The sequence below is a fragment of the Scandinavium sp. genome (assembly GCF_036271055.1).
In the GTDB taxonomy this organism is placed as follows: Bacteria; Pseudomonadota; Gammaproteobacteria; order Enterobacterales; family Enterobacteriaceae; genus Scandinavium.
The window spans coordinates 112,797-134,013 of the sequence record NZ_DATBBJ010000070.1 but is presented as its reverse complement, the minus strand read 5'-3'; the positions used below and the strand labels follow the sequence as shown (position 1 = coordinate 134,013).

General features: G+C 53.4%; 23 protein-coding genes. 11 read left to right on the top strand and 12 right to left on the bottom strand.

Going from position 1 to position 21,217, the window contains the following annotated elements; genetic code table 11:
* The first annotated feature begins 12 nt into the window (after positions 1-12).
* The 5 genes from hypB to flhA all read left to right on the top strand — a co-directional run bounded on the left by hypB (position 13) and on the right by flhA (position 5,433).
* The gene (gene hypB / locus VH187_RS12955) at positions 13-882 is read left to right on the top strand and encodes a hydrogenase nickel incorporation protein HypB (RefSeq protein ID WP_329701854.1); all 870 of its coding nucleotides are present in this window, start codon (positions 13-15) and stop codon (positions 880-882) included.
* Complete coding sequence (locus VH187_RS12950) at positions 873-1,145, top strand: HypC/HybG/HupF family hydrogenase formation chaperone (protein ID WP_329701853.1); 273 nt, start codon at positions 873-875, stop codon at positions 1,143-1,145. Before hypB ends, VH187_RS12950 begins: the two co-directional genes overlap by 10 nt.
* The gene (gene hypD, locus VH187_RS12945; RefSeq protein ID WP_329701852.1) at positions 1,145-2,266 is read left to right on the top strand and encodes a hydrogenase formation protein HypD; all 1,122 of its coding nucleotides are present in this window, start codon (positions 1,145-1,147) and stop codon (positions 2,264-2,266) included. Before VH187_RS12950 ends, hypD begins: the two co-directional genes overlap by 1 nt.
* Positions 2,263-3,273 carry a hydrogenase expression/formation protein HypE gene (gene hypE, locus VH187_RS12940; RefSeq protein ID WP_329701851.1) on the top strand — a complete coding sequence of 337 codons (1,011 nt, stop codon included), beginning with the start codon at positions 2,263-2,265 and terminating at the stop codon, positions 3,271-3,273. The genes hypD and hypE overlap by 4 nt, the downstream gene beginning before the upstream one ends.
* An 81-nt stretch (positions 3,274-3,354) precedes the next feature.
* Entirely contained in the window at positions 3,355-5,433 is a 2,079-nt protein-coding gene (gene flhA / locus VH187_RS12935) for a formate hydrogenlyase transcriptional activator FlhA (protein WP_329701850.1), read from the top strand.
* A gap of 56 nt (positions 5,434-5,489) precedes the next feature.
* On the opposite strand, the gene VH187_RS12930 is transcribed toward flhA, so the two are convergent.
* Positions 5,490-5,834 (bottom strand): nitrous oxide-stimulated promoter family protein, encoded by a 345-nt coding sequence (locus VH187_RS12930; protein WP_329701849.1) that lies wholly within the window; start codon positions 5,832-5,834, stop codon positions 5,490-5,492.
* Between the two features lie 232 nt (positions 5,835-6,066).
* Here VH187_RS12930 and VH187_RS12925 point away from each other — a divergent pair, with 232 nt between their 5' ends.
* Positions 6,067-6,561 (top strand): NlpC/P60 family protein, encoded by a 495-nt coding sequence (locus tag VH187_RS12925; RefSeq protein WP_329701848.1) that lies wholly within the window; start codon positions 6,067-6,069, stop codon positions 6,559-6,561.
* A 46-nt stretch (positions 6,562-6,607) separates the two neighbouring features.
* Here VH187_RS12925 and VH187_RS12920 read toward each other — a convergent pair whose 3' ends face one another.
* Positions 6,608-7,477: a LysR family transcriptional regulator gene (locus VH187_RS12920; RefSeq protein WP_329701959.1), complete on the bottom strand. Its 870-nt coding sequence runs from the start codon at positions 7,475-7,477 to the stop codon at positions 6,608-6,610.
* Between the two features lie 100 nt (positions 7,478-7,577).
* Between VH187_RS12920 and VH187_RS12915 the strand changes: the two genes are divergently transcribed.
* The 3 genes from VH187_RS12915 to mutS all read left to right on the top strand — a co-directional run bounded on the left by VH187_RS12915 (position 7,578) and on the right by mutS (position 11,868).
* Positions 7,578-8,768: an MFS transporter gene (locus VH187_RS12915; RefSeq protein WP_329701847.1), complete on the top strand. Its 1,191-nt coding sequence runs from the start codon at positions 7,578-7,580 to the stop codon at positions 8,766-8,768.
* 126 nt (positions 8,769-8,894) lie between these two features.
* Positions 8,895-9,149 carry a SymE family type I addiction module toxin gene (locus VH187_RS12910; protein ID WP_329701846.1) on the top strand — a complete coding sequence of 85 codons (255 nt, stop codon included), beginning with the start codon at positions 8,895-8,897 and terminating at the stop codon, positions 9,147-9,149.
* Positions 9,150-9,306: 157 nt separating this feature from the next.
* Positions 9,307-11,868 (top strand): DNA mismatch repair protein MutS, encoded by a 2,562-nt coding sequence (gene mutS / locus VH187_RS12905; RefSeq protein WP_329701845.1) that lies wholly within the window; start codon positions 9,307-9,309, stop codon positions 11,866-11,868.
* A 58-nt stretch (positions 11,869-11,926) separates the two neighbouring features.
* Here the strand turns inward: mutS and VH187_RS12900 are convergent, their stop codons facing one another.
* The 3 genes from VH187_RS12900 to VH187_RS12890 are packed head-to-tail and all read right to left on the bottom strand — an operon-like array spanning position 11,927 to position 14,194.
* Positions 11,927-12,163, bottom strand: coding sequence for a non-oxidative hydroxyarylic acid decarboxylases subunit D (locus VH187_RS12900; RefSeq protein WP_329701844.1), 237 nt, complete (start codon positions 12,161-12,163; stop codon positions 11,927-11,929).
* 10 nt (positions 12,164-12,173) lie between these two features.
* Complete coding sequence (locus VH187_RS12895; protein WP_329701843.1) at positions 12,174-13,601, bottom strand: non-oxidative hydroxyarylic acid decarboxylases subunit C; 1,428 nt, start codon at positions 13,599-13,601, stop codon at positions 12,174-12,176.
* Complete coding sequence (locus VH187_RS12890) at positions 13,601-14,194, bottom strand: non-oxidative hydroxyarylic acid decarboxylases subunit B (protein WP_329701842.1); 594 nt, start codon at positions 14,192-14,194, stop codon at positions 13,601-13,603. Before VH187_RS12890 ends, VH187_RS12895 begins: the two co-directional genes overlap by 1 nt.
* A gap of 160 nt (positions 14,195-14,354) precedes the next feature.
* On the opposite strand from VH187_RS12890, the gene VH187_RS12885 reads away from it, so the two are divergent.
* Both VH187_RS12885 and VH187_RS12880 read left to right on the top strand, forming a co-directional pair.
* A complete protein-coding gene (locus tag VH187_RS12885; RefSeq protein WP_329701841.1) occupies positions 14,355-14,762 on the top strand; it encodes a MarR family winged helix-turn-helix transcriptional regulator in 408 nt (135 codons plus the stop codon).
* A gap of 64 nt (positions 14,763-14,826) precedes the next feature.
* Positions 14,827-15,204 (top strand): DUF4440 domain-containing protein, encoded by a 378-nt coding sequence (locus tag VH187_RS12880; RefSeq protein ID WP_329701840.1) that lies wholly within the window; start codon positions 14,827-14,829, stop codon positions 15,202-15,204.
* Between the two features lie 63 nt (positions 15,205-15,267).
* Here VH187_RS12880 and rpoS read toward each other — a convergent pair whose 3' ends face one another.
* The 7 genes from rpoS to ispD form a co-directional block, all read right to left on the bottom strand.
* Positions 15,268-16,260, bottom strand: coding sequence for an RNA polymerase sigma factor RpoS (gene rpoS, locus VH187_RS12875; protein ID WP_329701839.1), 993 nt, complete (start codon positions 16,258-16,260; stop codon positions 15,268-15,270).
* A 58-nt stretch (positions 16,261-16,318) separates the two neighbouring features.
* Positions 16,319-17,476 carry a murein hydrolase activator NlpD gene (gene nlpD, locus VH187_RS12870; RefSeq protein WP_414713940.1) on the bottom strand — a complete coding sequence of 386 codons (1,158 nt, stop codon included), beginning with the start codon at positions 17,474-17,476 and terminating at the stop codon, positions 16,319-16,321.
* Positions 17,477-17,602: 126 nt separating this feature from the next.
* Positions 17,603-18,229, bottom strand: a complete 627-nt coding sequence (locus VH187_RS12860) for a protein-L-isoaspartate(D-aspartate) O-methyltransferase (protein ID WP_329701838.1) — start codon at positions 18,227-18,229, stop codon at positions 17,603-17,605.
* The gene (surE, locus tag VH187_RS12855) at positions 18,223-18,984 is read right to left on the bottom strand and encodes a 5'/3'-nucleotidase SurE (protein WP_329701837.1); all 762 of its coding nucleotides are present in this window, start codon (positions 18,982-18,984) and stop codon (positions 18,223-18,225) included. The genes VH187_RS12860 and surE overlap by 7 nt, the downstream gene beginning before the upstream one ends.
* Positions 18,965-20,014, bottom strand: coding sequence for a tRNA pseudouridine(13) synthase TruD (gene truD, locus VH187_RS12850; protein WP_329701836.1), 1,050 nt, complete (start codon positions 20,012-20,014; stop codon positions 18,965-18,967). Before truD ends, surE begins: the two co-directional genes overlap by 20 nt.
* Positions 20,011-20,490, bottom strand: coding sequence for a 2-C-methyl-D-erythritol 2,4-cyclodiphosphate synthase (gene ispF / locus VH187_RS12845; protein WP_329701835.1), 480 nt, complete (start codon positions 20,488-20,490; stop codon positions 20,011-20,013). Before ispF ends, truD begins: the two co-directional genes overlap by 4 nt.
* Positions 20,490-21,200: a 2-C-methyl-D-erythritol 4-phosphate cytidylyltransferase gene (gene ispD / locus VH187_RS12840; RefSeq protein WP_329701834.1), complete on the bottom strand. Its 711-nt coding sequence runs from the start codon at positions 21,198-21,200 to the stop codon at positions 20,490-20,492. Before ispD ends, ispF begins: the two co-directional genes overlap by 1 nt.
* Between the last annotated feature and the right edge of the window lie 17 nt (positions 21,201-21,217).

The window sequence follows — 21,217 nt, the reverse complement described above, 5'->3', positions numbered from 1 at the left end:
CAGGAGTCCGTTATGTGTACAACCTGTGGTTGCGCGGAAGGCAATCGCTATATCGAAGGGGACGAGCGCAACCCGCATTCAGCATTTCGCAGCGCACCGTTCGCCCCCGCCTCACGACCGCCTTTAAATATCACCGCCCTCGCCTCTGATTTTCGTCCTCAGCAGTCCGGAGAGGGTGACTTGCATTACGGGCACGGCGAAGCTGGCACGCACGCGCCAGGCATCAGTCAGCGCAGAATGCTGGATGTCGAAATCGACGTGCTGGATAAAAACAACCGACTCGCCGCCCGCAATCGCGCCCGTTTTGAGGCCCATAAACAGCTGGTGCTGAATATGGTGTCGAGCCCAGGCTCCGGCAAAACCACGCTGTTAACAGAGACCTTGCTGCGCCTGAAAGGAAAAACTGACTGTGCGGTAATAGAAGGCGATCAGCAAACCATTAACGATGCGGCTCGTATTCGCGCTACCGGTACGCCAGCGATTCAGGTGAATACCGGCAAAGGCTGCCATCTGGATGCGCAAATGATTGCCGATGCGGCCGTGCGCTTGCCGCTGGAAGATAACGGTATTCTGTTTATCGAGAACGTCGGCAATCTGGTTTGTCCGGCAAGTTTTGATCTCGGTGAACGCCATAAGGTCGCCGTGCTGTCAGTGACCGAAGGGGAAGATAAGCCACTGAAATACCCACATATGTTTGCTGCTGCGTCACTGATGCTGCTCAATAAAATCGATCTGCTGCCGTATCTCAATTTCGACGTAGAGCAATGTATTGCTTACGCGCATGAAGTGAACCCTGAGCTTGAAGTCATTATGATTTCTGCCACCCAGGGCGAAGGCATGGCGCGTTGGTTAGCGTGGCTGGAGACACAGCGATGTGCATAGGCATTCCGGGGCAAATTTGTGCCATTGAAGGCCTGCAAGCGAAAGCGGATGTCAACGGCATCAGGCGCGACGTGGATCTTACGCTGGTCGGAATGACCGATGAGCACGGGCAATCACGGCTCGGGCAATGGGTGCTGATTCATGTTGGTTTTGCAATGAGCGTCATCGATGAAAACGAGGCACGCGAAACACTGGCAGCGCTGCAAAATATGTTTGAGGTCGAGCCTGACGTGGGCGCTCTGCTGTACGGCGAGGAGCGATAATGCATTTTATCGATGAATACCGCGCGCCAGAACAAGTCATGGCGCTTATCGCTCACGTGCAAAACCGTGCGCGTTTCCTTACCCACACAGCCCAAAAACCGCTGCGGATTATGGAAGTATGCGGCGGCCATACACACGCGATTTTCAAATTTGGCCTCGATCAGCTATTGCCGGAAAACATTGAATTTATTCATGGCCCAGGTTGCCCGGTTTGCGTGTTGCCGATGGGGCGAATCGATGCCTGCATCGACATTGCCAGCCATCCTGAGGTCATTTTCTGCACCTTCGGTGACGCGATGCGAGTGCCGGGCAAACAGGGGTCGCTCACGCAGGCAAAAGCACGAGGGGCAGATATTCGTATCGTTTACTCTCCGAGGGATGCCCTTGCGCTTGCCAGACTGCACCCACAGCGCAAAGTGGTGTTCTTCGGTCTGGGATTCGAAACCACCATGCCCGCTACCGCCATAACCTTGCAGCAAGCAAAAGTGCAAAAAGTCGATAATTTCTTCTTTTTCTGCCAGCACATTACGTTGATTCCGACATTACAGAGCCTGCTGGAACAACCGGACAACGAGATCGACGCCTTTCTTGCCCCGGGGCACGTCAGCATGGTGATAGGGACCACGGCATACACTTTTATTGCAGAACGCTATAAACGCCCGATCGTCGTCGCTGGATTCGAACCTCTTGATCTACTGCAAGGTGTCAGCATGCTAATTGAGCAGAAAATAGCAGACCTAAGCCAAATCGAAAATCAGTACCGCCGGGTCGTTCCCGACTGTGGTAATCGACGGGCGCAAGAAGCGATTGGCGAAGTCTTTATGGTAAATGGCGACAGCGAATGGCGCGGGCTTGGCCTGATTGCCGACTCTGGCGTGCATCTGACACCTGATTATCAACAGTTTGACGCCGAATCCCATTTTCGCCCTGCGCCGCAGAGCGTTAGTGACGATCCCCGCGCCTGCTGCGGCAAAGTGCTTACCGGACGCTGTAAACCGCATCAGTGCCCGCTGTTTGGCACAACCTGCACCCCGCAAAGTGCATTTGGCGCGCTAATGGTGTCCTCCGAAGGCGCCTGTGCCGCGTGGTATCAATATCGACGTCAGGAGCATGGCGCATGAAAAGCATTCAGATAGCACACGGCAGCGGCGGTCAGGCGATGCAGCAGTTAATCAACCAGCTGTTTATGAAAGCCTTTGATAACCCGTGGCTGGTGGAACAAGAAGATCAGGCGCGGCTCGATCTTGCTTCACTCACCGCCTGTGGCGATCGACTGGCGTTCTCCACCGACAGTTATGTTATCGATCCGCTGTTTTTTCCCGGCGGGGATATCGGCAAACTCGCCGTCTGTGGTACGGCGAATGATGTGGCAGTCAGTGGTGCCCTTCCCCGCTTTCTGTCTTGCGGATTTATTCTGGAAGAAGGGCTGGAAATGGCGACCCTCGAAGCGGTGGTGGCGAGTATGGCGCAAACGGCGGCGGCGGCGAATATCGCTATCGTGACCGGCGATACCAAAGTGGTGCCGCGCGGAGCCGCCGATAAACTGTTTATTAATACCGCAGGAATAGGCGTCATTCCTGCCCAGGTGAATTGGGGTGCGCGACATCTCTGTGCGGGAGACAAGCTACTGGTCAGCGGCACGCTGGGCGATCACGGTGCGGCGATTTTAAATCTGCGTGAACATCTTGGGCTGGAAGGCGATTTGCAGAGTGATTGTGCGGTCCTGACACCGCTCATCCAGACGTTGCTCGACATTCCCGGTGTGAAAGCGATGCGCGATGCCACGCGCGGGGGCGTCAACGCAGTGGCGCATGAATTTGCTGCGGCATGCGGTTGCGGGATTGAACTCAACGAAGCGCGTTTGCCCGTCAAACCCGCCGTTCGTGGCGTCTGTGAATTATTAGGTCTGGACGCGCTGAATTTTGCCAACGAAGGCAAGCTGGTCATTGGTGTCGCAGCCGATGCAGCGGAACAGGTTTTAGAGCAGTTGCACCGCCATCCTCTGGGACGGGATGCGGCGATCATTGGTGAGGTGAGCACTCGTCAGGGTGTACGTCTCACCGGGTTATATGGCGTGAATCGTAGCCTGGAATTACCCCATGCCGAACCACTCCCGCGCATCTGTTAATACCGCGGTCTAACGTCATATTTTTAATCATTATATTCGTTTATTTGCACGGGGCTTCCCGGTGCTTTTTGGATAATTGCAATGTCATATTCACCGATGGGCGATCTCGGGCAGCAAGGGCTGTTTGATATCACCCGTACTTTATTACAACAGCCGGATCTGATGAGCATCAGCGATGCGCTGACCCGGCTGGTAAAGCAGTCTGCATTAGCAGACCGCGCGGCAATTATTCTCTGGCAACCGGGAAACCATCGCGCGCGTTATTACGCCATTCCGGACAGTGGCGAGGCCATTGAGTACGAAGATGAAACCGTGCTGGCATACGGCCCTATGCGGACTTTGCTTTCCCGCCCGGAAGCGATTTGCTGTGACCATGAAACATTCAGCGAAACGTGGCCGCATCTTGCCGCCAGTGGATTGTATGCCCCCTTTGCTCAATATTGCCTTCTGCCTTTAACCAACGAAGGGCATATTTTTGGAGGCTGTGAATTTATCCGTCACGACGCCAAACCCTGGAGTGAAAAAGAGCTTCAAAGGCTATATACCCTGGCGCAGATTGTCGCGGTCGTCAGCGAGCAAATTCAAAATCGGGTGAGTAACAATCTCGATTACGATCTGCTTTGCCACGAGCGCGATAACTTTCGCATTCTGGTGGCGATCACCAATGCCGTGCTGTCACGCCTCGACATTAATGAGTTAGTGAGAGAGGTCTCAAAAGAGATCCATCACTATTTCAGCATTGATGCCATCAGCATTGTGTTGCGCAGCGAGCGTAAAGGTAAGCTCAATATTTACTCCAGCCATTATCTCAACGATCAGGAGCCCCTCCATGAACACAACGAAGTGGAGGAAACCGGGACGCTGAGCGAGCGGGTGTTCAAGTGCAATGAAATGCTGTTGTTGAATCTGCACGAAGGCGATGCGCTCGCGCCCTATGAACGAATGTTGTTCAACATGTGGGGCAATCAACTGCAGACGCTGTGCCTGCTGCCGCTGATGTCGGGCGACAAAATGCTGGGTATTCTCAAACTGGCGCAGTGCGATGAAAAAGTCTTCAATAGCACCAATATAAAACTGCTTCGTCAAATCGCCGGACGCGTGTCTATTGCGGTGGATAACGCCCTCGCGTATCAGGAAATCCATCGGCTCAAGGAACGCCTGGTCGATGAAAACCTGGCGCTGACCGAACAACTGAACAATGTCGATAACGACTTCGGTGAAATCATCGGTCGCAGCAAAGAGATGTGCAATGTGCTGAAGCAAGTCGAGATGGTGGCGCACAGCAACAGCACCGTGTTGATTCTCGGCGAAACCGGCACCGGTAAAGAGCTTATCGCTCGGGCTATCCATAATCTCAGTGGCCGCAACACTCGCCGGATGGTCAAAATGAACTGTGCCGCGATGCCTGCAGGGCTGTTGGAAAGTGACCTTTTTGGTCATGAGCGCGGCGCTTTTACCGGGGCCAGCACTCAGCGCATTGGTCGCTTCGAACTGGCGGATAAAAGCTCGCTGTTTCTCGATGAAGTCGGCGACATGCCGCTCGAACTACAGCCAAAACTGCTGCGTGTATTACAAGAGCAGGAGTTTGAGCGTTTAGGCAGTAATAAACTGATCCAGACTGACGTTCGACTGATTGCCGCCACCAACCAGGATCTGCGAAAGATGGTGGCAAACAAAGAATTTCGCAGCGATCTCTACTATCGCCTGAATGTCTTCCCGATCCAGTTGCCGCCGCTGCGCGAACGCCCGGATGATATTCCGCTACTGGTGAAAGCCTTTACCAGCAAAATTGCCCGCCGCCTCGGTCGTCAAATTGACAGTATTCCAGCCCACACATTACGCACACTCAGCGAAATGCCGTGGCCGGGGAATGTGCGAGAGCTGGAAAACGTCATCGAGCGTGCGGTGTTACTCACCTCAGGAACCGTGCTGCAGTTTTCACTACCCGAAATGGCCTTTACGCCCCCCGTAGCCCAAAAAGCCCCGGCAGAGCCGCCGCAAGAAGGGGAAGATGAAACGCAGCATATCATTCGGATTTTGAAGGAAACCAACGGTGTTGTCTCTGGCCCGAAAGGTGCTGCGCAGCGCTTGGGGCTCAAGCGCACGACTCTGCTTTCGCGCATGAAACGGCTTGGGATCGAAAAGGACATATTGGTGTAAATCGCTGTGACCTGCGCGTAGGGGCAGATCACGCCGTGAATTCCGCGGCGTGTTCCTTATTTCTTTGGCCGGTATTTCTCTGGCAAATCAGGAACGGCGCGCCTGTCATCAATCAAATGCAGGATAGTCAGGAGCGGATGCCGCCACAGCATACGTGGCCCGGCCCAGCGCATGATTTGCTTCATCTCTTCCCGTTTAGCAGGTTGATAGCAATGCACTGGACACTGTTTACACGCAGGTTTTTCTTCACCAAACACGCATTTATCGAGTCGTTTTTCGGCATAGGCGTTCAACCCCTCGTAGCGACCGATCTCTGCACTTGCCTGCGGGCAGCGCCGCTCATAGAGCGCAATCATGCGACGGATCGTCAGCTTTTCTCTGCGAATACGATTTCCCGCCATTTTGCCTCTCCTGTTCATAAGTTGCATAAATAATACCCCTTAAAGCACAGGGATTCCACGCATGCAATTCGGCACTGTCCAAAATAAGACCCAATACGACTTGGACAAAAAATGAGCTATGTATATTATTTTCACACCTTCCGGGAGGAGTCCGGTCATTTATTCGTAAGGATTTATTCGCTCTTTTTTGTAGAATTTTACTTTTATGCATGTATCAAAAATCATTCCTGCGATGGTGCTGCTTGTCACCACCGCTGTTGCTGGTCACGCTTGTGCCTTCAATATGCCTTCAAGTTTTACCACGCTGAAAAATCACAGCATGACTCGTCAACTTTCTGAACCGCAATCAGAAAATATTAAGTCAAAAATTCTCGCACAGTATTCTCAATGGAAAGGTACGCGTTACCACTTTGGCGGAAGCTCGCACCGTGGCATCGACTGCTCTGCGCTGATGCAGGCTATCTTCCATGGCTCAATGAGCATGAATCTGCCAAGAACCACCAGCGAGCAAATTCATAATGGTTATCATATTGCTCAGAATCAGTTGAAGCCCGGCGATTTGGTGTTCTTCAAAACGTCAGGATCCACCCGCCATGTCGGTGTTTACGTCGGGAATAATGAGTTTATTCATGCGTCGAAAATCAAAGGGGTAACGGTTTCAAGTCTTGCCAACAATTATTGGCAAGCCCATTATGAAACAGCCCGCCGCGTTACCGCAGACGCGTAAAGAAAATCCCTGTGATGTCAGAACATCACAGGGATTTTTTCATTCCTCAGGACAGCAGCCGTATTATCTCAGCCATCCCTTTACTCAAGATTTTATCTGGGCGCATGACCACCGCCAGCTGTCGATGAAGTACGGGTGTTAAAGAATAAACCGCTAATCCCTCGCTATCCTGGGCATCTGCGACTGACATTTGAGGCACAATACTCACGCCCAGCCCGCTTTTCACCAGCCTTTTGATCGCTTCAATACTTCCAGATTCCATCATCGGCGTCACTGTCAGGCCACTGGCCGCAAACCAATTGTCGATAAGTATTCGCGTCCCGCTCCCCGCTTCAAAAGCAATCATCGGTAATGAATACAGACGGTCAGGAGAAGGGGCAATGATGTCGTCGCCTGCGCGACAAATAAACACGAACTCTTCTTCCCGACAGTGGTTGACCACAAGTTGACGGCTGCTCACCGGCAGCGTCACCAGGCCGAGATCGAGTCGATTTTCTTCCACCGCACGCACGATATCCACCGTATTGCCAGTCATCACACCGACCTGAAGCAAAGGATATGTTTTGCGGAGATGGTGCAGCACTGGCGGCAACAAATGAATGCACGCCGTCGCCCCCGTTCCCACCCGCACCTGGCCACTGACTTCCTGCGAAACCTCACTTATCGCGCGCATGGCGTCATCGACGGCATGTGAAATTCGATCGCTATGAGCGAGTAAAACCAATCCTGCTGCGGTTGCCATCACACCGCGGCCGGTTCTCTCGACCAGTCTTGCACGTACTGATTGCTCAAGCTGCCTGATTTGCAGACTCACTGCCGGCTGCGAAAGGCCCAACGCATCAGCGGCGGCGGAAAAACTCCCGCGTCCAACAACTAATCGGAAAGTAGCAAGGTGGCTCAGATTGAGAGGAGTCATCTCAAAGTTTTTCTCATACGGCGTATTAGTGGGCGCCTCTGCCTGCGACTCAACGTGAGGCATATGCTAGAAGCCTTTGTAATAGCATTGAGTGAAAACAATGACCAGCAATTATCTGCTCCCCACCCGCAGGGTAACGGCCTGTGCGGGTTTGAGCCAACTCATCAACTGGGGGATCTCCTTTTATATGCCGGGCACTTTTTCAAGCGCCGTAGCGGCTCAGACCGGATGGTCTTCCACCTTTATTTATGGCGGCTTAACGTTGGCGATGCTGATGATGGCGGCAGTTTCCCCTTTTGTTGCCAGATTTTTGAGCCTCTTTGGCGGTCAGCAAGTTCTCATTATCGGTACACTTTTCATCACCGCAGGCTGCATTACTCTTGCGCTACCGGCGTCTAAAATCACCTGGCTGGTTGCCTGGAGCATTATTGGTATCGGCATGCGCTTGTCCCTGTACGACACGTTATTCTCCGTATTAGTCGGCCTTTACGGGCCAGCCTCTGGCCGGGTGATTTCTAAGGTTGCATTGTTTGGGGGTATGGCTTCCGTTGTATTTTGGCCTCTTGGCACGTGGTTACTGACCCACTTGAGCTGGCACGCTGTAGTGCTCATTTATGCATGTACCGGCCTGATGAATGCAGGTCTATTACTGGTGGTGCCTAACCAAAAATCACTGATGCGGAAAAAAATTCAACACGCTGCAAAAACACCAGCAAATCCCTTACCCGCCACACTTTATGCCCTCTTTATTGCGCTAATGACCTTTGTATCGAACGGAACGTCAACCCATATGCCTGAACTGATTGCAAGCTGCGGACTGCCCGTAACAGTTGGCATGTTATGGGGAATAGGTCAGACAGGATCACGGTTACTGGATGTGCTGTCGGGCTCACGTCTGACGCCTGTCCAACTGGCAATCATCACATCTGCACTGATTCCGCTCTGTTTTCTGCTCGCGTTAACCGGTACACATTTCGCCTGCGCAATCGCGGGCTTCATTCTCGGCTATGGGGCCGTAAATGGATTAATGACCGTCGTGAAAGCAACCTTGCCGCTGCAACTCTTCAGTCTGGAACACTATGCTGAGCGCACTGGAATTTTGCTCATCCCGGCCCAATTACTCGCGGCCATATCGCCTTTTTTCTGGGCGTGGCTCAATAGCCATGTCGGTATAAAGGGAACGTTGTGGTGCTCATTATTACTGGGCCTGGCAATCGCTTCTCTTGCCATCCTGCTGGCGAATCTGATTCGGACTCAGCAGCAATTTTCCGAGCAACAATCCAGTATTTGATGAAATCTCCGTGTTGTTTCATTTTCTCTGGAAGCAACTACGCAAAATTCATTTCGCCCTCACAATAATTACTGTGTTTTTATCCAGCTCATTTATTCTAGTCCGCAGACAGAAGGAGTGATGAAGATGGATCAACAAAACACAATGGCTATGGATATCGAGAAAACGGCACGTCAGATTAAAGTTAGCTACGTCAGAAAACGCCATCAGGATCCCAAAACAGGGCGTACACGGCACTACAGCCGTCATCCAAGTCTCGTCCTCAGCGGCAACTGGCTTGAAGAAGCCGGTTTTCCGACCGGGGTGAGCGTTTCGGTAACCGTGCAGCACGGGCAACTGATTCTGCAGCCACAGAAAGAAAGGGCCGACGTCATTCGTTAAAACCAGGGCAGTGTCACTTTTGTTGAAGTTAAAGGCTGATGAGATGCGTAGTTTTTGCTGCGAGAACATTGTCGTTCATGCGACAATAGGCGCAACTTATACGCATGAAAAACGCCTGAATATTATTGTTTTTCAACGAAATGGACATCATAACTCCATGACCACACTTGAAAATTTCGACGCTCACACGCCGATGATGCAGCAGTACCTGAAACTGAAAGCACAGCATCCGGAGATCCTGCTGTTCTACCGGATGGGCGACTTTTACGAGCTGTTTTATGACGATGCCAAACGCGCCTCGCAGTTGCTCGATATTTCGCTGACCAAGCGTGGTGCTTCTGCGGGTGAGCCGATTCCGATGGCGGGCGTTCCTCATCATGCTGTCGAAAACTATCTCGCCAAGTTGGTAAACCTCGGTGAATCCGCAGCCATTTGCGAACAGGTTGGTGATCCGGCCACCAGCAAAGGGCCGGTGGATCGCAAGGTTGTGCGCATTGTGACGCCCGGCACCATCAGCGATGAAGCTTTGCTGCAGGAGCGTCAGGACAATCTGCTCGCCGCTATCTGGCAAGACAGCAAAGGCTATGGCTTCGCTACCCTGGATATCAGCTCCGGGCGTTTTCGCCTGAGCGAGCCGGCTGACCGTGAAACCATGGCCGCCGAACTGCAACGCACCAACCCGGCTGAACTGTTGTACGCGGAAGACTTTGCCGAAATGGCGCTGATTGAAGGCCGTCGTGGCCTGCGTCGTCGTCCGCTATGGGAATTCGAAATTGATACTGCACGCCAGCAGTTAAACATGCAGTTTGGTACGCGTGATTTAGTCGGTTTTGGTGTTGAAAATGCCCCGCGCGGTCTGTGCGCTGCGGGCTGTTTGCTGCAATACGTCAAAGATACACAGCGAACTTCTCTGCCGCATATTCGTTCCATCACCATGGAGCGTCAGCAGGACAGCATCATTATGGATGCGGCGACGCGTCGCAATCTGGAGATTACCCAAAATCTGGCGGGTGGTGTCGATAACACGCTGGCAGCGGTGCTTGATCGCACGGTGACGCCGATGGGCAGCCGTATGCTCAAACGCTGGCTGCATATGCCAGTGAGAGATACCCAGGTGCTGACGGAGCGCCAGCAAACATTGGGCGCATTACAGGATCGTTGTGACGAACTCCAGCCAGTGCTGCGTCAGGTGGGCGATCTGGAACGTATTCTCGCCCGTCTGGCGCTGCGTACCGCTCGTCCACGTGACTTAGCGAGAATGCGTCACGCCTTCCAGCAACTGCCGGATTTACGTGAACAGCTCAAGAGTGTGGACAGTGCGCCAGTGCAAAAACTGCGCGAAACAATGGGCGAATTCACCGAGTTGCGCGAACTGCTCGAACGCTCAATTATCGAAACGCCTCCCGTTCTGGTGCGTGATGGCGGCGTGATTGCACCGGGTTATCATGAAGAACTCGACGAATGGCGCGCGCTGGCAGATGGCGCAACCGACTATCTCGATCGGCTGGAAATTCGCGAGCGCGAGCGTTTGGGCCTGGATACGCTGAAAGTCGGCTACAACGCCGTACATGGCTACTACATTCAGATCAGTCGTGGGCAAAGTCACATGGCCCCGATCCACTACGTTCGTCGCCAGACGCTGAAAAATGCTGAGCGCTATATCATCCCGGAACTGAAAGAGTATGAAGACAAAGTTCTGACCTCCAAAGGTAAAGCGCTGGCGCTGGAAAAACAGCTGTACGACCAACTGTTCGACATGCTCCTGCCACATCTGGCTGACCTGCAACAAAGTGCTGCGGCGCTGGCAGAACTGGACGTATTGGTGAATCTGGCAGAACGAGCTTATACCCTGAACTATAGCTGCCCGACGTTTAGCGATAAGCCTGGAATTCGCATTGTGGAAGGTCGCCATCCGGTGGTTGAGCAAGTGCTGAACGAACCGTTTATCGCCAACCCGCTGAACATGTCTCCTCAGCGGCGAATGCTGATTATCACCGGTCCGAATATGGGCGGTAAAAGTACCTATATGCGCCAGACTGCACTGATTGCGCTTCTGGCGTATATCGGCAGCTATGTTCCGGCGCAGAAAGTCGAGATTGGCCCGATCGACAGGATCTTTACTCGCGTTGGCGCAGCAGACGATTTGGCGAGCGGTCGCTCAACCTTTATGGTCGAGATGACGGAAACCGCCAACATTCTGCATAACGCCACCGAGAATAGCCTCGTATTGATGGATGAAATTGGTCGTGGCACGTCCACGTACGATGGACTCTCGCTGGCATGGGCCTGCGCAGAAAGCCTTGCTAATCGTATTAAAGCGCTGACGCTGTTCGCAACCCATTACTTCGAGCTGACACAACTGCCGGAGAAAATGGAAGGCGTGGCGAACGTCCATCTTGATGCGCTGGAGCATGGCGATACTATCGCCTTCATGCACAGCGTGCAGGACGGCGCGGCAAGCAAAAGCTATGGCCTCGCCGTTGCTGCCCTTGCGGGTGTACCGAAAGAGGTGATTAAGCGCGCGCGCCAGAAACTGCGCGAGCTGGAAAGCCTGTCGCCAAGTGCCGGGGCAACGCAGGTTGATGGCTCGCAGATGTCGCTGCTTTCAACACCTGAAGAAACCTCGCCAGCCGTTGAAGCACTGGAAAATCTTGATCCGGATTCTCTGACCCCGCGTCAGGCACTGGAGTGGATTTATCGCCTGAAAAGCCTGGTGTAAGTAGCTGTCATGGATGCCAAAAAAAAGCCGGAAGCTTTATGCTTTCCGGCTTTTTTTGTTAACGCTTCCCGTCTCTCAATAATGGCGGAATGCTCGGCACCATCGGTGCCTCATCAATATCCTTCTGCGTCATACGAAACGCTTCGGGATAGTGTTCACGGCTTGTACGCCGCAATGGCTCAGTATCACGCCAGGTATACAGACAGTGCTGACACTGATGCACGGTCCAAACGCCTTTGACTGGTGATGTCGCCATCACCTCAATATTTTCATCTGCACAACGTGGACAAATCATCTGCTACTCCTTAACGACGGTTAGCCAACATGGCGGTCAGTTTTTCAGCCCAGGCTTGAGTTTCAGGTAAATCACAGACCGGCTGGCTGTAGTGACCACGATTATCCGGCGCAACTGGCGTGGTGGCATCGATGATGAGCTTGTCTGTTATACCTGCCGGACTGGAGCCGGGATCCAGTTCCAATACCGACATATTCGGCAGCTGCACCAGGTCCCCGGCAGGGTTCACTTTTGAAGAGAGCGCCCACATCACCTGCGGCAGGTTAAAGGGATCGACATCCTCATCCACCATAATGACCATTTTCACGTAGCCCAACCCGTGCGGCGTTGTCATTGCTCTCAACCCTACTGCGCGCGCAAAACCACCGTAGCGTTTTTTCGTTGAGATAATAGCCAACAGGCCGTGGGTGTACATGGCATTAACCGCCTGCACTTCCGGGAATTCCGCTTTTAGCTGCTGATACAGCGGCACACACGTCGCCGGCCCCATCAGATAATCGATTTCAGTCCACGGCATCCCTAAATAGAGCGATTCAAAAATGGGTTTCGTGCGGTAGGAAACTTTGTCGATGCGCACAACGGTCATGTTACGCCCGCCGGAATAGTGGCCCGTGAACTCTCCGAATGGCCCTTCTATTTCACGCTTACGCCCTTCGATAACCCCTTCAATGATCACCTCAGAGCCCCACGGCACATCAAAACCAGTCAGTGGTGCCGTCGCAATGGGATAAGGGCTTTCACGCAGAGCACCCGCCATTTCGTATTCCGACTGATCGTACTTCAACGGCGTCGCGCCCATTAAAGTGATGATCGGATCGTTTCCGAGCGTAATGGCTATAGGTAAATCCTCGCCACGCTCTTCAGCCTTGTGCAGATGCAGTGCGATATCGTGCATTGGCACCGGTTGCAGACCCAACTTGCGTTTGCCCTTCACCTCCATACGATAAATGCCTACGTTCTGCTTTCCGAAGTGATCGGGATCGAGCGGATCGCGGGAAACCACGCAGGCTTTATCGAGATAGAATCCGCCATCGCCATCGTTAAGGCGGAACAACGGCAAAATATCGAACAGATTAATGTCATCGCCATCGACCGTATTCTCGGCCCATGCAGGATTCGCGCGGCGCTCAGGGGCAATAGGAAAATGCTCCCAGCGGCGGATAAATTCATCGATCTGTTTTTTGACCGGAGTATTGGGTGGAAGCCCCAACGAGATGGCGTGGTTTTGCCAGGAACCAATTGTGTTCATGGCGACGCGAGCGTCGGTAAATCCACGGATGTTATCGAACCATAATGCGGGCGCTCCGTCACCGATACGACCTGTTGCATTGGCGGCTGCGGCCAGATCGGGCTCGGCGTTGACCTCTTCACTGATTTTAAGCAATTGCCCTTGGGCGTCCAGCGCATCCAAAAAACTGCGCAAATCATCAAATGCCATTAGTCATTCTCCTGTGAAAAATTCTGTGCCTGACTCATCCCTTGCCAACGACGCGCATGGGGATGTTTTAGGCCGAACTGATCCAACACACGCGCCACGATATGCTGCGTGATGTCATCCACTGTTTGTGGATGGTTATAAAAAGCGGGCATTGGCGGCACCATGGCAACGCCCATCCGTGAAAGCGCGAGCATGTTTTCCAGATGGATCGTGCTGAGCGGCATTTCACGCGGCACCAGTACTAACTTTCGTCCTTCTTTCAGTACAACATCAGCGGCGCGCCCCACCAGCCCCTCGGCATAACCCATTCGAATCCCTGCGAGCGTTTTCATGCTGCAAGGGATCACAATCATGCCGTCGGTATGAAACGATCCTGACGAAATAGTCGCCGCTTGATCAGCGGGGTTATGGCAGAAGTCGGCCAGGGAAGCGACTTCCCGAGCGTTGAAAGGCGTTTCTAATTCGACGGTGGTTTTTGCCCATTTCGACATCACCAGATGCGTCTCGACGTCAGGCATATCGCGTAATGCCTGGAGCAGTGCCACACCCAATGGAGCGCCCGTTGCCCCTGTCATTCCCACCACTAGTTTCATTCCTGAACCTCAATAAATTGTTCGTGTACGAACTTTATTTTAAAATACTCTCCTGACACGTTCTCAACAAGATCCTCCGCACAGATAGCTAAAGGAGAGATCATTAAAAAACGAAGCATTAACCGTTATGATAGAAAGCGGATCCTGAGCGAGAGTATTCATGAAGTTACGAAACGAGGCGTTTCACTTACTACGCCAGCTTTTTCAGCAACATACCGCCCGTTGGCAGCAGGCATTACCGGCGCTGACCAAACCGCAATATGCGGTTATGCGCGCTGTCGCCGAAAACCCCGGTATTGAACAAGTGGCGCTCACCGAAGTGGCTGTCAGCACCAAAGCGACGTTGGCTGAAATGTTAAGCCGTATGGAACAGCGAGCTCTTTTGAGGCGTGAACTTGATCCTGCGGATAAACGCCGCCGGTTTGTTTATTTGACCGAAGAAGGTGAAGCGCTATTGGCAACGGCAATGCCAGTGGGTAATCGCGTGGATGAAGCGTTTTTAGGCCGTCTGACTAAAGAAGAGCGTAAACAGTTTTCACAGCTGATCGACAAAATGATGGGTGATTAATCCTGCCCTCTAAAAAAATCACTACAGGCTGCCAGAACACCTTCCCTCTCTAAAAGGAACAACAATGAACCCTTATGTTACTGAAATCATTGATGCGCACATTGCCATTGAAAACTGGCTTTCCCGGGGAGAAGGCAATGCCGATGCATTGTTCTCTCGCTTTGATCGCGATTTTACGATGGTGACACCGAACGGAGCCAGTCTCGATTTTGCGGCACTTTGCGGTTTCTTTCACGCTCAGCAAGGGGCACGTGCGGGGCTAAAAATTGCGGTGGAAAAAATCGAATTGCTCGCCGAGTGGCAAGAGGGAGCGGCACTACGCTATAGCGAAAAACAGAGCCTACCAGAACAGGCCGAAACACTTCGCTTCTCAACAGTAATATTGAAAAGGCAGGGAGAGAAAATCACCTGGCGCCATCTGCATGAGACCGCTCAGGCATAATATCCCCAGCCAGAAAAGAAAAAGGCCCGTCGCGATGACGAGCCTTTCTGGATGAAAACGGTTTTATTCGCGGAACAGCGCTTCGATATTGAGCCCTTGCCCCTGCAAAATTTCACGCAGACGACGCAGACCTTCAACCTGAATCTGACGAACGCGTTCACGAGTCAGGCCAATTTCACGACCGACATCTTCCAGCGTTGCCGCTTCATACCCCAGTAAACCGAAACGACGTGCCAGCACTTCACGCTGTTTGGCGTTCAGTTCGAACAGCCATTTGACGATGCTTTGTTTCATGTCATCGTCCTGCGTGGTGTCTTCCGGGCCGTTATCTTTTTCATCGGCCAGGATGTCCAGCAGCGCTTTTTCGGAATCGCCACCCAGCGGGGTGTCGACCGAGGTAATGCGCTCGTTGAGACGCAGCATACGGCTTACGTCATCAACCGGTTTGTCTAACTGCTCAGCAATCTCTTCTGCGCTCGGTTCGTGATCCAGTTTATGGGATAGCTCACGCGCGGTACGCAGATAAACGTTAAGCTCTTTGACGATATGGATTGGCAGACGAATAGTACGGGTTTGGTTCATGATTGCCCGTTCAATGGTCTGACGAATCCACCAGGTTGCATAGGTCGAGAAACGGAATCCGCGCTCCGGGTCGAATTTCTCGACCGCGCGAATCAGCCCCAGATTGCCCTCTTCAATCAGGTCCAGCAAAGCCAGACCACGATTGCTATAACGGCGAGCAATTTTCACCACCAGACGAAGGTTACTTTCAATCATCCGGCGGCGAGAGGCAACGTCACCACGCAGCGCGCGTCGTGCGAAATACACTTCTTCCTCGGCAGTTAACAGTGGGGAATAACCAATTTCCCCAAGATAAAGCTGAGTCGCATCCAGCACACGCTGTGTGGCACCCTGTGATAACAGCTCTTCCTCTGCTAAGTCGCTCTCACTGGGTTCCTCTTCTACTAAGACTTTCTCATCGAAAGACTCTGTTCCGTTCTCATCAAATTCCGCATCTTCATTTAAATCATGAACTTTCAGCGTATTCTGACTCATAAGGTGACTCCTACCCGTGATCCCTGGACGAAACACACCTCACGGTTGTTTCGCCAAATTATCGCTGCGGCAAATACTGCAGCGGGTTGACGGATTTCCCCTTGTAACGAATTTCAAAATGCAAGCGTGTTGAACTGGTTCCGGTGCTACCCATGGTAGCTATCTTCTGCCCCGCCTTCACTTCTTGTTGTTCCCGGACCAGCATTGTATCGTTATGGGCGTAGGCGCTCAGGTAATCATCGTTGTGTTTGATGATAATAAGATTACCGTAACCGCGCAGTGCGTTACCGGCATAGACGACGCGTCCATCTGCAGTCGCGACGATTGCCTGTCCTTTACTGCCTGCAATATCGATACCTTTGTTGCCGCCATCGCCGCCACTAAAGTTTTCGATGATTTTGCCGTCAGTCGGCCAGCGCCAGGAAGAGATTGGCGAACTGGTAGACGTACTGCTTGCAGTCGGTTGGGCAGTGCTTGCAACAGGTGCCGTAACAGGCGCTGTGACCGGAGTCGCAGGCTTATTGTTAGGCAACATTTTGTTAGCACTTTGTTCACCTGAATCCTCAGAATACGTAATTGTTGGTTGAGACGCAACCACTGCGGAGGAATTTTGTGCAGGTTTTGAGACTAATCCGGAAGGGGTAGTGCTGGCCTGTTCGCTGGCCTGTGCTACCGCGTTATTTCCGGTGATTGGCTGCCCTGAAGCATTCCCGACCTGGATAACCTGCCCCACGTTCAGACCGTAAGGTGCCGGGACATTATTCCGCTGCGCCAGGTCACGGAAATCGTTGCCGGTGACCCAGGCAATATAATAAAGGGTGTCGCCACGCTTCACAGTGTAGGTATTCCCCCCGGTGTAGCTGCCCTTTGGAATGTCGCCGTATTTACGGTTATAGACAGCGTGTCCATCAACGATCTGCACTGGCTGCTGTGCCGCAACGGGCTGCGCTGACTGGATCTGTGGCTGAGCGGATTGGATCTGCGGCTGAGCCGGCGCGGTTTGTACCGGCTGCGGTTGTGGTGCCGTCTGAGTGGTGGTGCCCATTTTTGGCGGCGGTGTAATTAACATGCCGGAATCGGTACTGGACGACATCCCGCCCACAGAACTGACCGGAGCAGGCGCATTATTAGACGTTGTGCATCCTGCTAACCAAAGTGAAACCAGTGATAAAGCCGCCACGCGACTAACGGTGAATTTTGGGCTTCCCGCGCTCATTTATCCCCCAGGAATAGGTTAACTGCCAGTGACTTATAAACCGTGAAAGGCGACGGTAATCACACAAAAAAAGTGTGCTCACCCTACGCCAAATGGCGCGTTGAAAGAAACAGGAAAACTCCTGTATTACGCCAGTTCGCCTTTGACCAATGGCACAAAGCGAACCGCTTCTACGGTATCGATGATAAATTCGCTCCCCCGCCGCCGAACACGCTTCAGAACCTGTTGTTCTTCTCCGACGGGTAAAACGAGAATGCCGCCTTCATCAAGCTGTGACATCAGCTCGACGGGAATTTCCTGCGGCGCCGCCGTGACAATAATGGCATCAAATGGCGCTCTTGCGTGCCACCCTTGCCATCCATCGCCATGACGCGTTGAAACATTATGTAAATCCAGCTGCTTGAGGCGACGTCGCGCGTGCCATTGCAGGCTTTTAATACGCTCAACGGAACACACGTGATGCACCAGATGCGCCAGAATAGCGGTCTGGTAGCCCGAGCCGGTGCCGATTTCCAGCACGCGTGATTCCGGCGTCAGTTCAAGCAGTTCGGTCATCCGCGCGACCATATAAGGTTGCGAGATAGTTTGCCCCTGACCGATGGGCAACGCGACGTTTTCCCACGCTTTATGTTCAAAGGCTTCATCAATAAACTTTTCACGCGGAACCTGAGCAATGGCGTCGAGCACTTGCTCGTCCAGAATGCCCTGATTACGCAGTTGATTCAGAAGACTTTGCACGCGTTTGCTTACCATTGCTCACCGACTCCTGTGCGATCCAGCCAGCCAGACAGCACCTCCTGCGCGCTGTGAGCAGTCAAATCAACATGCAGAGGCGTGACGGAGACATAGCCTTCATCCACGGCGGCAAAATCGGTATCTGGTCCGGCGTCGAATTTCTCGCCCGGCGGCCCTATCCAATAGAGCGTATTGCCGCGCGGATCCTGCTGTGGAATGACTTTATCCGCCGGATGGCGACTGCCACAGCGAGTCACGCGAATGCCTTTGATTTCAGAAAGCGGGAGATCGGGCACGTTGATATTCAGAATACGCCCGGTGCGAAGCGGCTCGCGGGCCAGTGCCCGCAGAATAGTGCACGTCACCGCCGCGGCGGTGTCATAGTGCTTATAGCCGTTCAGCGAAATCGCCAGCGCCGGAAAACCGAGATGACGGCCTTCCATCGCCGCAGCCACCGTACCTGAATAAATCACATCATCGCCCAGGTTCGGCCCGGCATTAATGCCAGACACCACGACATCCGGACGTGGTCGCATCAGTGTGTTTACACCGAGAAACACACAGTCCGTCGGGGTGCCCATCTGCACGGAAATATCGCCGTTTTCTAACGTGAAGGTACGAAGAGAGGATTCCAGCGTCAGCGAATTTGACGCCCCACTGCGGTTACGATCGGGTGCAACAACCTGGACCTCCGCGAACTCACGCAAGGCCTTCGCCAGAGTTTGGATCCCCGGCGCGTGGATCCCATCATCGTTACTCAGCAATATTCGCATAATCACCCGTTGTGTTGATAAGTTCCCTTACAACACTGGTGGCAAAACTGCCTGCCGGCAGCCAGAAACGTACCTCGACGGTGACGTCATCCCACCAGTTCCAGCTCATTTGTTGCGGGTAGAGCAGCATGGCACGCCGCGCGGCTTCCACTTTTTCACGCAGCAACAAAGACTGTAAAAGCGTTTCTTGCGCGAGCGTTTGCTGCTCAAAATCAAGCGCTGCCCGCTGCGTTCCCCACTCGCCACTGCCCGGCAATGACGCGGTTATCATCAGTTCGCGATTTTCAACGCGAGACTGAAGTTCAGGCATCTCTTCATCCGTTGCCACAAACCAGCTGCCGCGTCCCGCTAATTGTAGCGCATCGCCGTCAACAACTTGATTAAAGTCCGGTTTTTTTAAACGCTCGCTCACTAACTGATTAAACAACGCGCTGCGGGCCGCCGACAACCAAAAACTGCGCTTATTGCGATCGCGAACCGGCGCACCGCTTTCTGCCCAGCGGAGTGCGCCGTGCAAATTACTGCCACCGATCCCGAAACGCTGCGCACCGAAATAGTTTGGTACGCCCTTTTCGGCAATCGCCTGCAAACGGGCTTCTGCATCTTCGCGGCTGCTGACTTCACGCAGCACCAGCGTAAACGCATTGCCTTTCAACGCGCCAAGACGCAGCTTGCGTTTGTGGCGGGCATACTCCAGTACTTTACAGCCTTCGAGTTCAAATTTGCTTAAATCAGGCATCTCTTTGCCTGGCAGACGGATGCAAATCCACTGTTCAGTGACCGCGTGTTTATCCTTCTGCCCGGCAAAGCTCACTTCGCGAGCGTGTACTTTCAGGAATTTTGCCAGCGCATCGGCGACAAAACGGGTGTTACAGCCGTTTTTCAGGACGCGCACCAGCAGATGTTCGCCTTCGCCATCCGGGGAAAAACCGAGGTCTTCGACCACCAGAAAATCTTCGGGGTTGGCTTTTAGCAGGCCCTGCCCTTGTGGTTTACCGTGCAGGTAAGTCAGTTCGTCAAAAGCGATCATGGACGGGCCTTATTCAGCAGCGCTACGGCTTCGCAAGCAATCCCTTCGCCACGACCGGTAAAGCCGAGTTTTTCGGTGGTGGTCGCTTTCACATTGACGTCATCCATGTGGCAGCCCAAATCTTCGGCAATGAACACGCGCATCTGCGGGATGTGCGGCAGCATTTTCGGGGCCTGAGCAATAATGGTCACATCGACATTACCGAGCGTGTAGCCTTTCGCCTGAATACGACGCCAGGCTTCACGCAACAGTTCGCGGCTGTCCGCCCCTTTGAAAGCAGGATCAGTGTCCGGGAACAGTTTGCCGATATCACCTAACGCCGCCGCGCCGAGCAGCGCGTCGGTCAGCGCATGCAGCGCCACGTCGCCATCGGAGTGAGCCAGCAGGCCTTTTTCGTAAGGCACGCGCACGCCACCAATGATAATCGGGCCTTCTCCGCCAAAGGCGTGTACGTCAAAACCGTGTCCAATTCGCATTATGCCTGCTCCTGAATTCCGCAACGGGAAAGGTAGAATTCTGCCAGCGCCAGGTCTTCCGGGCGGGTCACTTTAATATTATCAGCACGCCCGACAACGAGTTGTGGGTGGAAGCCACAATATTCCAGCGCAGAGGCTTCATCGGTGATCGTCGCCCCTTCATTGAGCGCCCGAGTCAGGCAATCAAAGAGAAGTTCGCGAGGGAAAAATTGTGGCGTCAGTGCATGCCAGAGGTCGTTTCTGTCAACGGTATGGGCTATCGCCTCTCGTCCGGGCTCGGCGCGCTTCATGGTGTCGCGCACTGGCGCGGCGAGGATCCCGCCAACACGACTGGTATCGCTGAGCGCCAGCAGATTCGCCAGATCGTCCTGATGCAGGCACGGACGCGCGGCATCATGCACCAGCACCCACGGGGCATCCCCCGCCGCACGCAAACCCGCCAGCACGGAATCGGCGCGTTCTGCGCCACCTTCAACAACGGTGATTTGCGGGTGATGAGCGAGTGGGAGTTGCTGGAAGCGTTCGTCGCCGTCGCTGATAGCGATGATGACGCGATCGACACGCGGATGCGCCAGTAGGGCAGCCACCGCGTGTTCAAGAATCGTTTTGTTACCGATTGAGAGATATTGCTTCGGGCATTCCGTTTGCATACGGCGGCCAAAACCGGCTGCCGGCACCACGGCGCAAATGCCCGGAAAAGGGGTTGCCATGCGTTTATCCTGGCCTG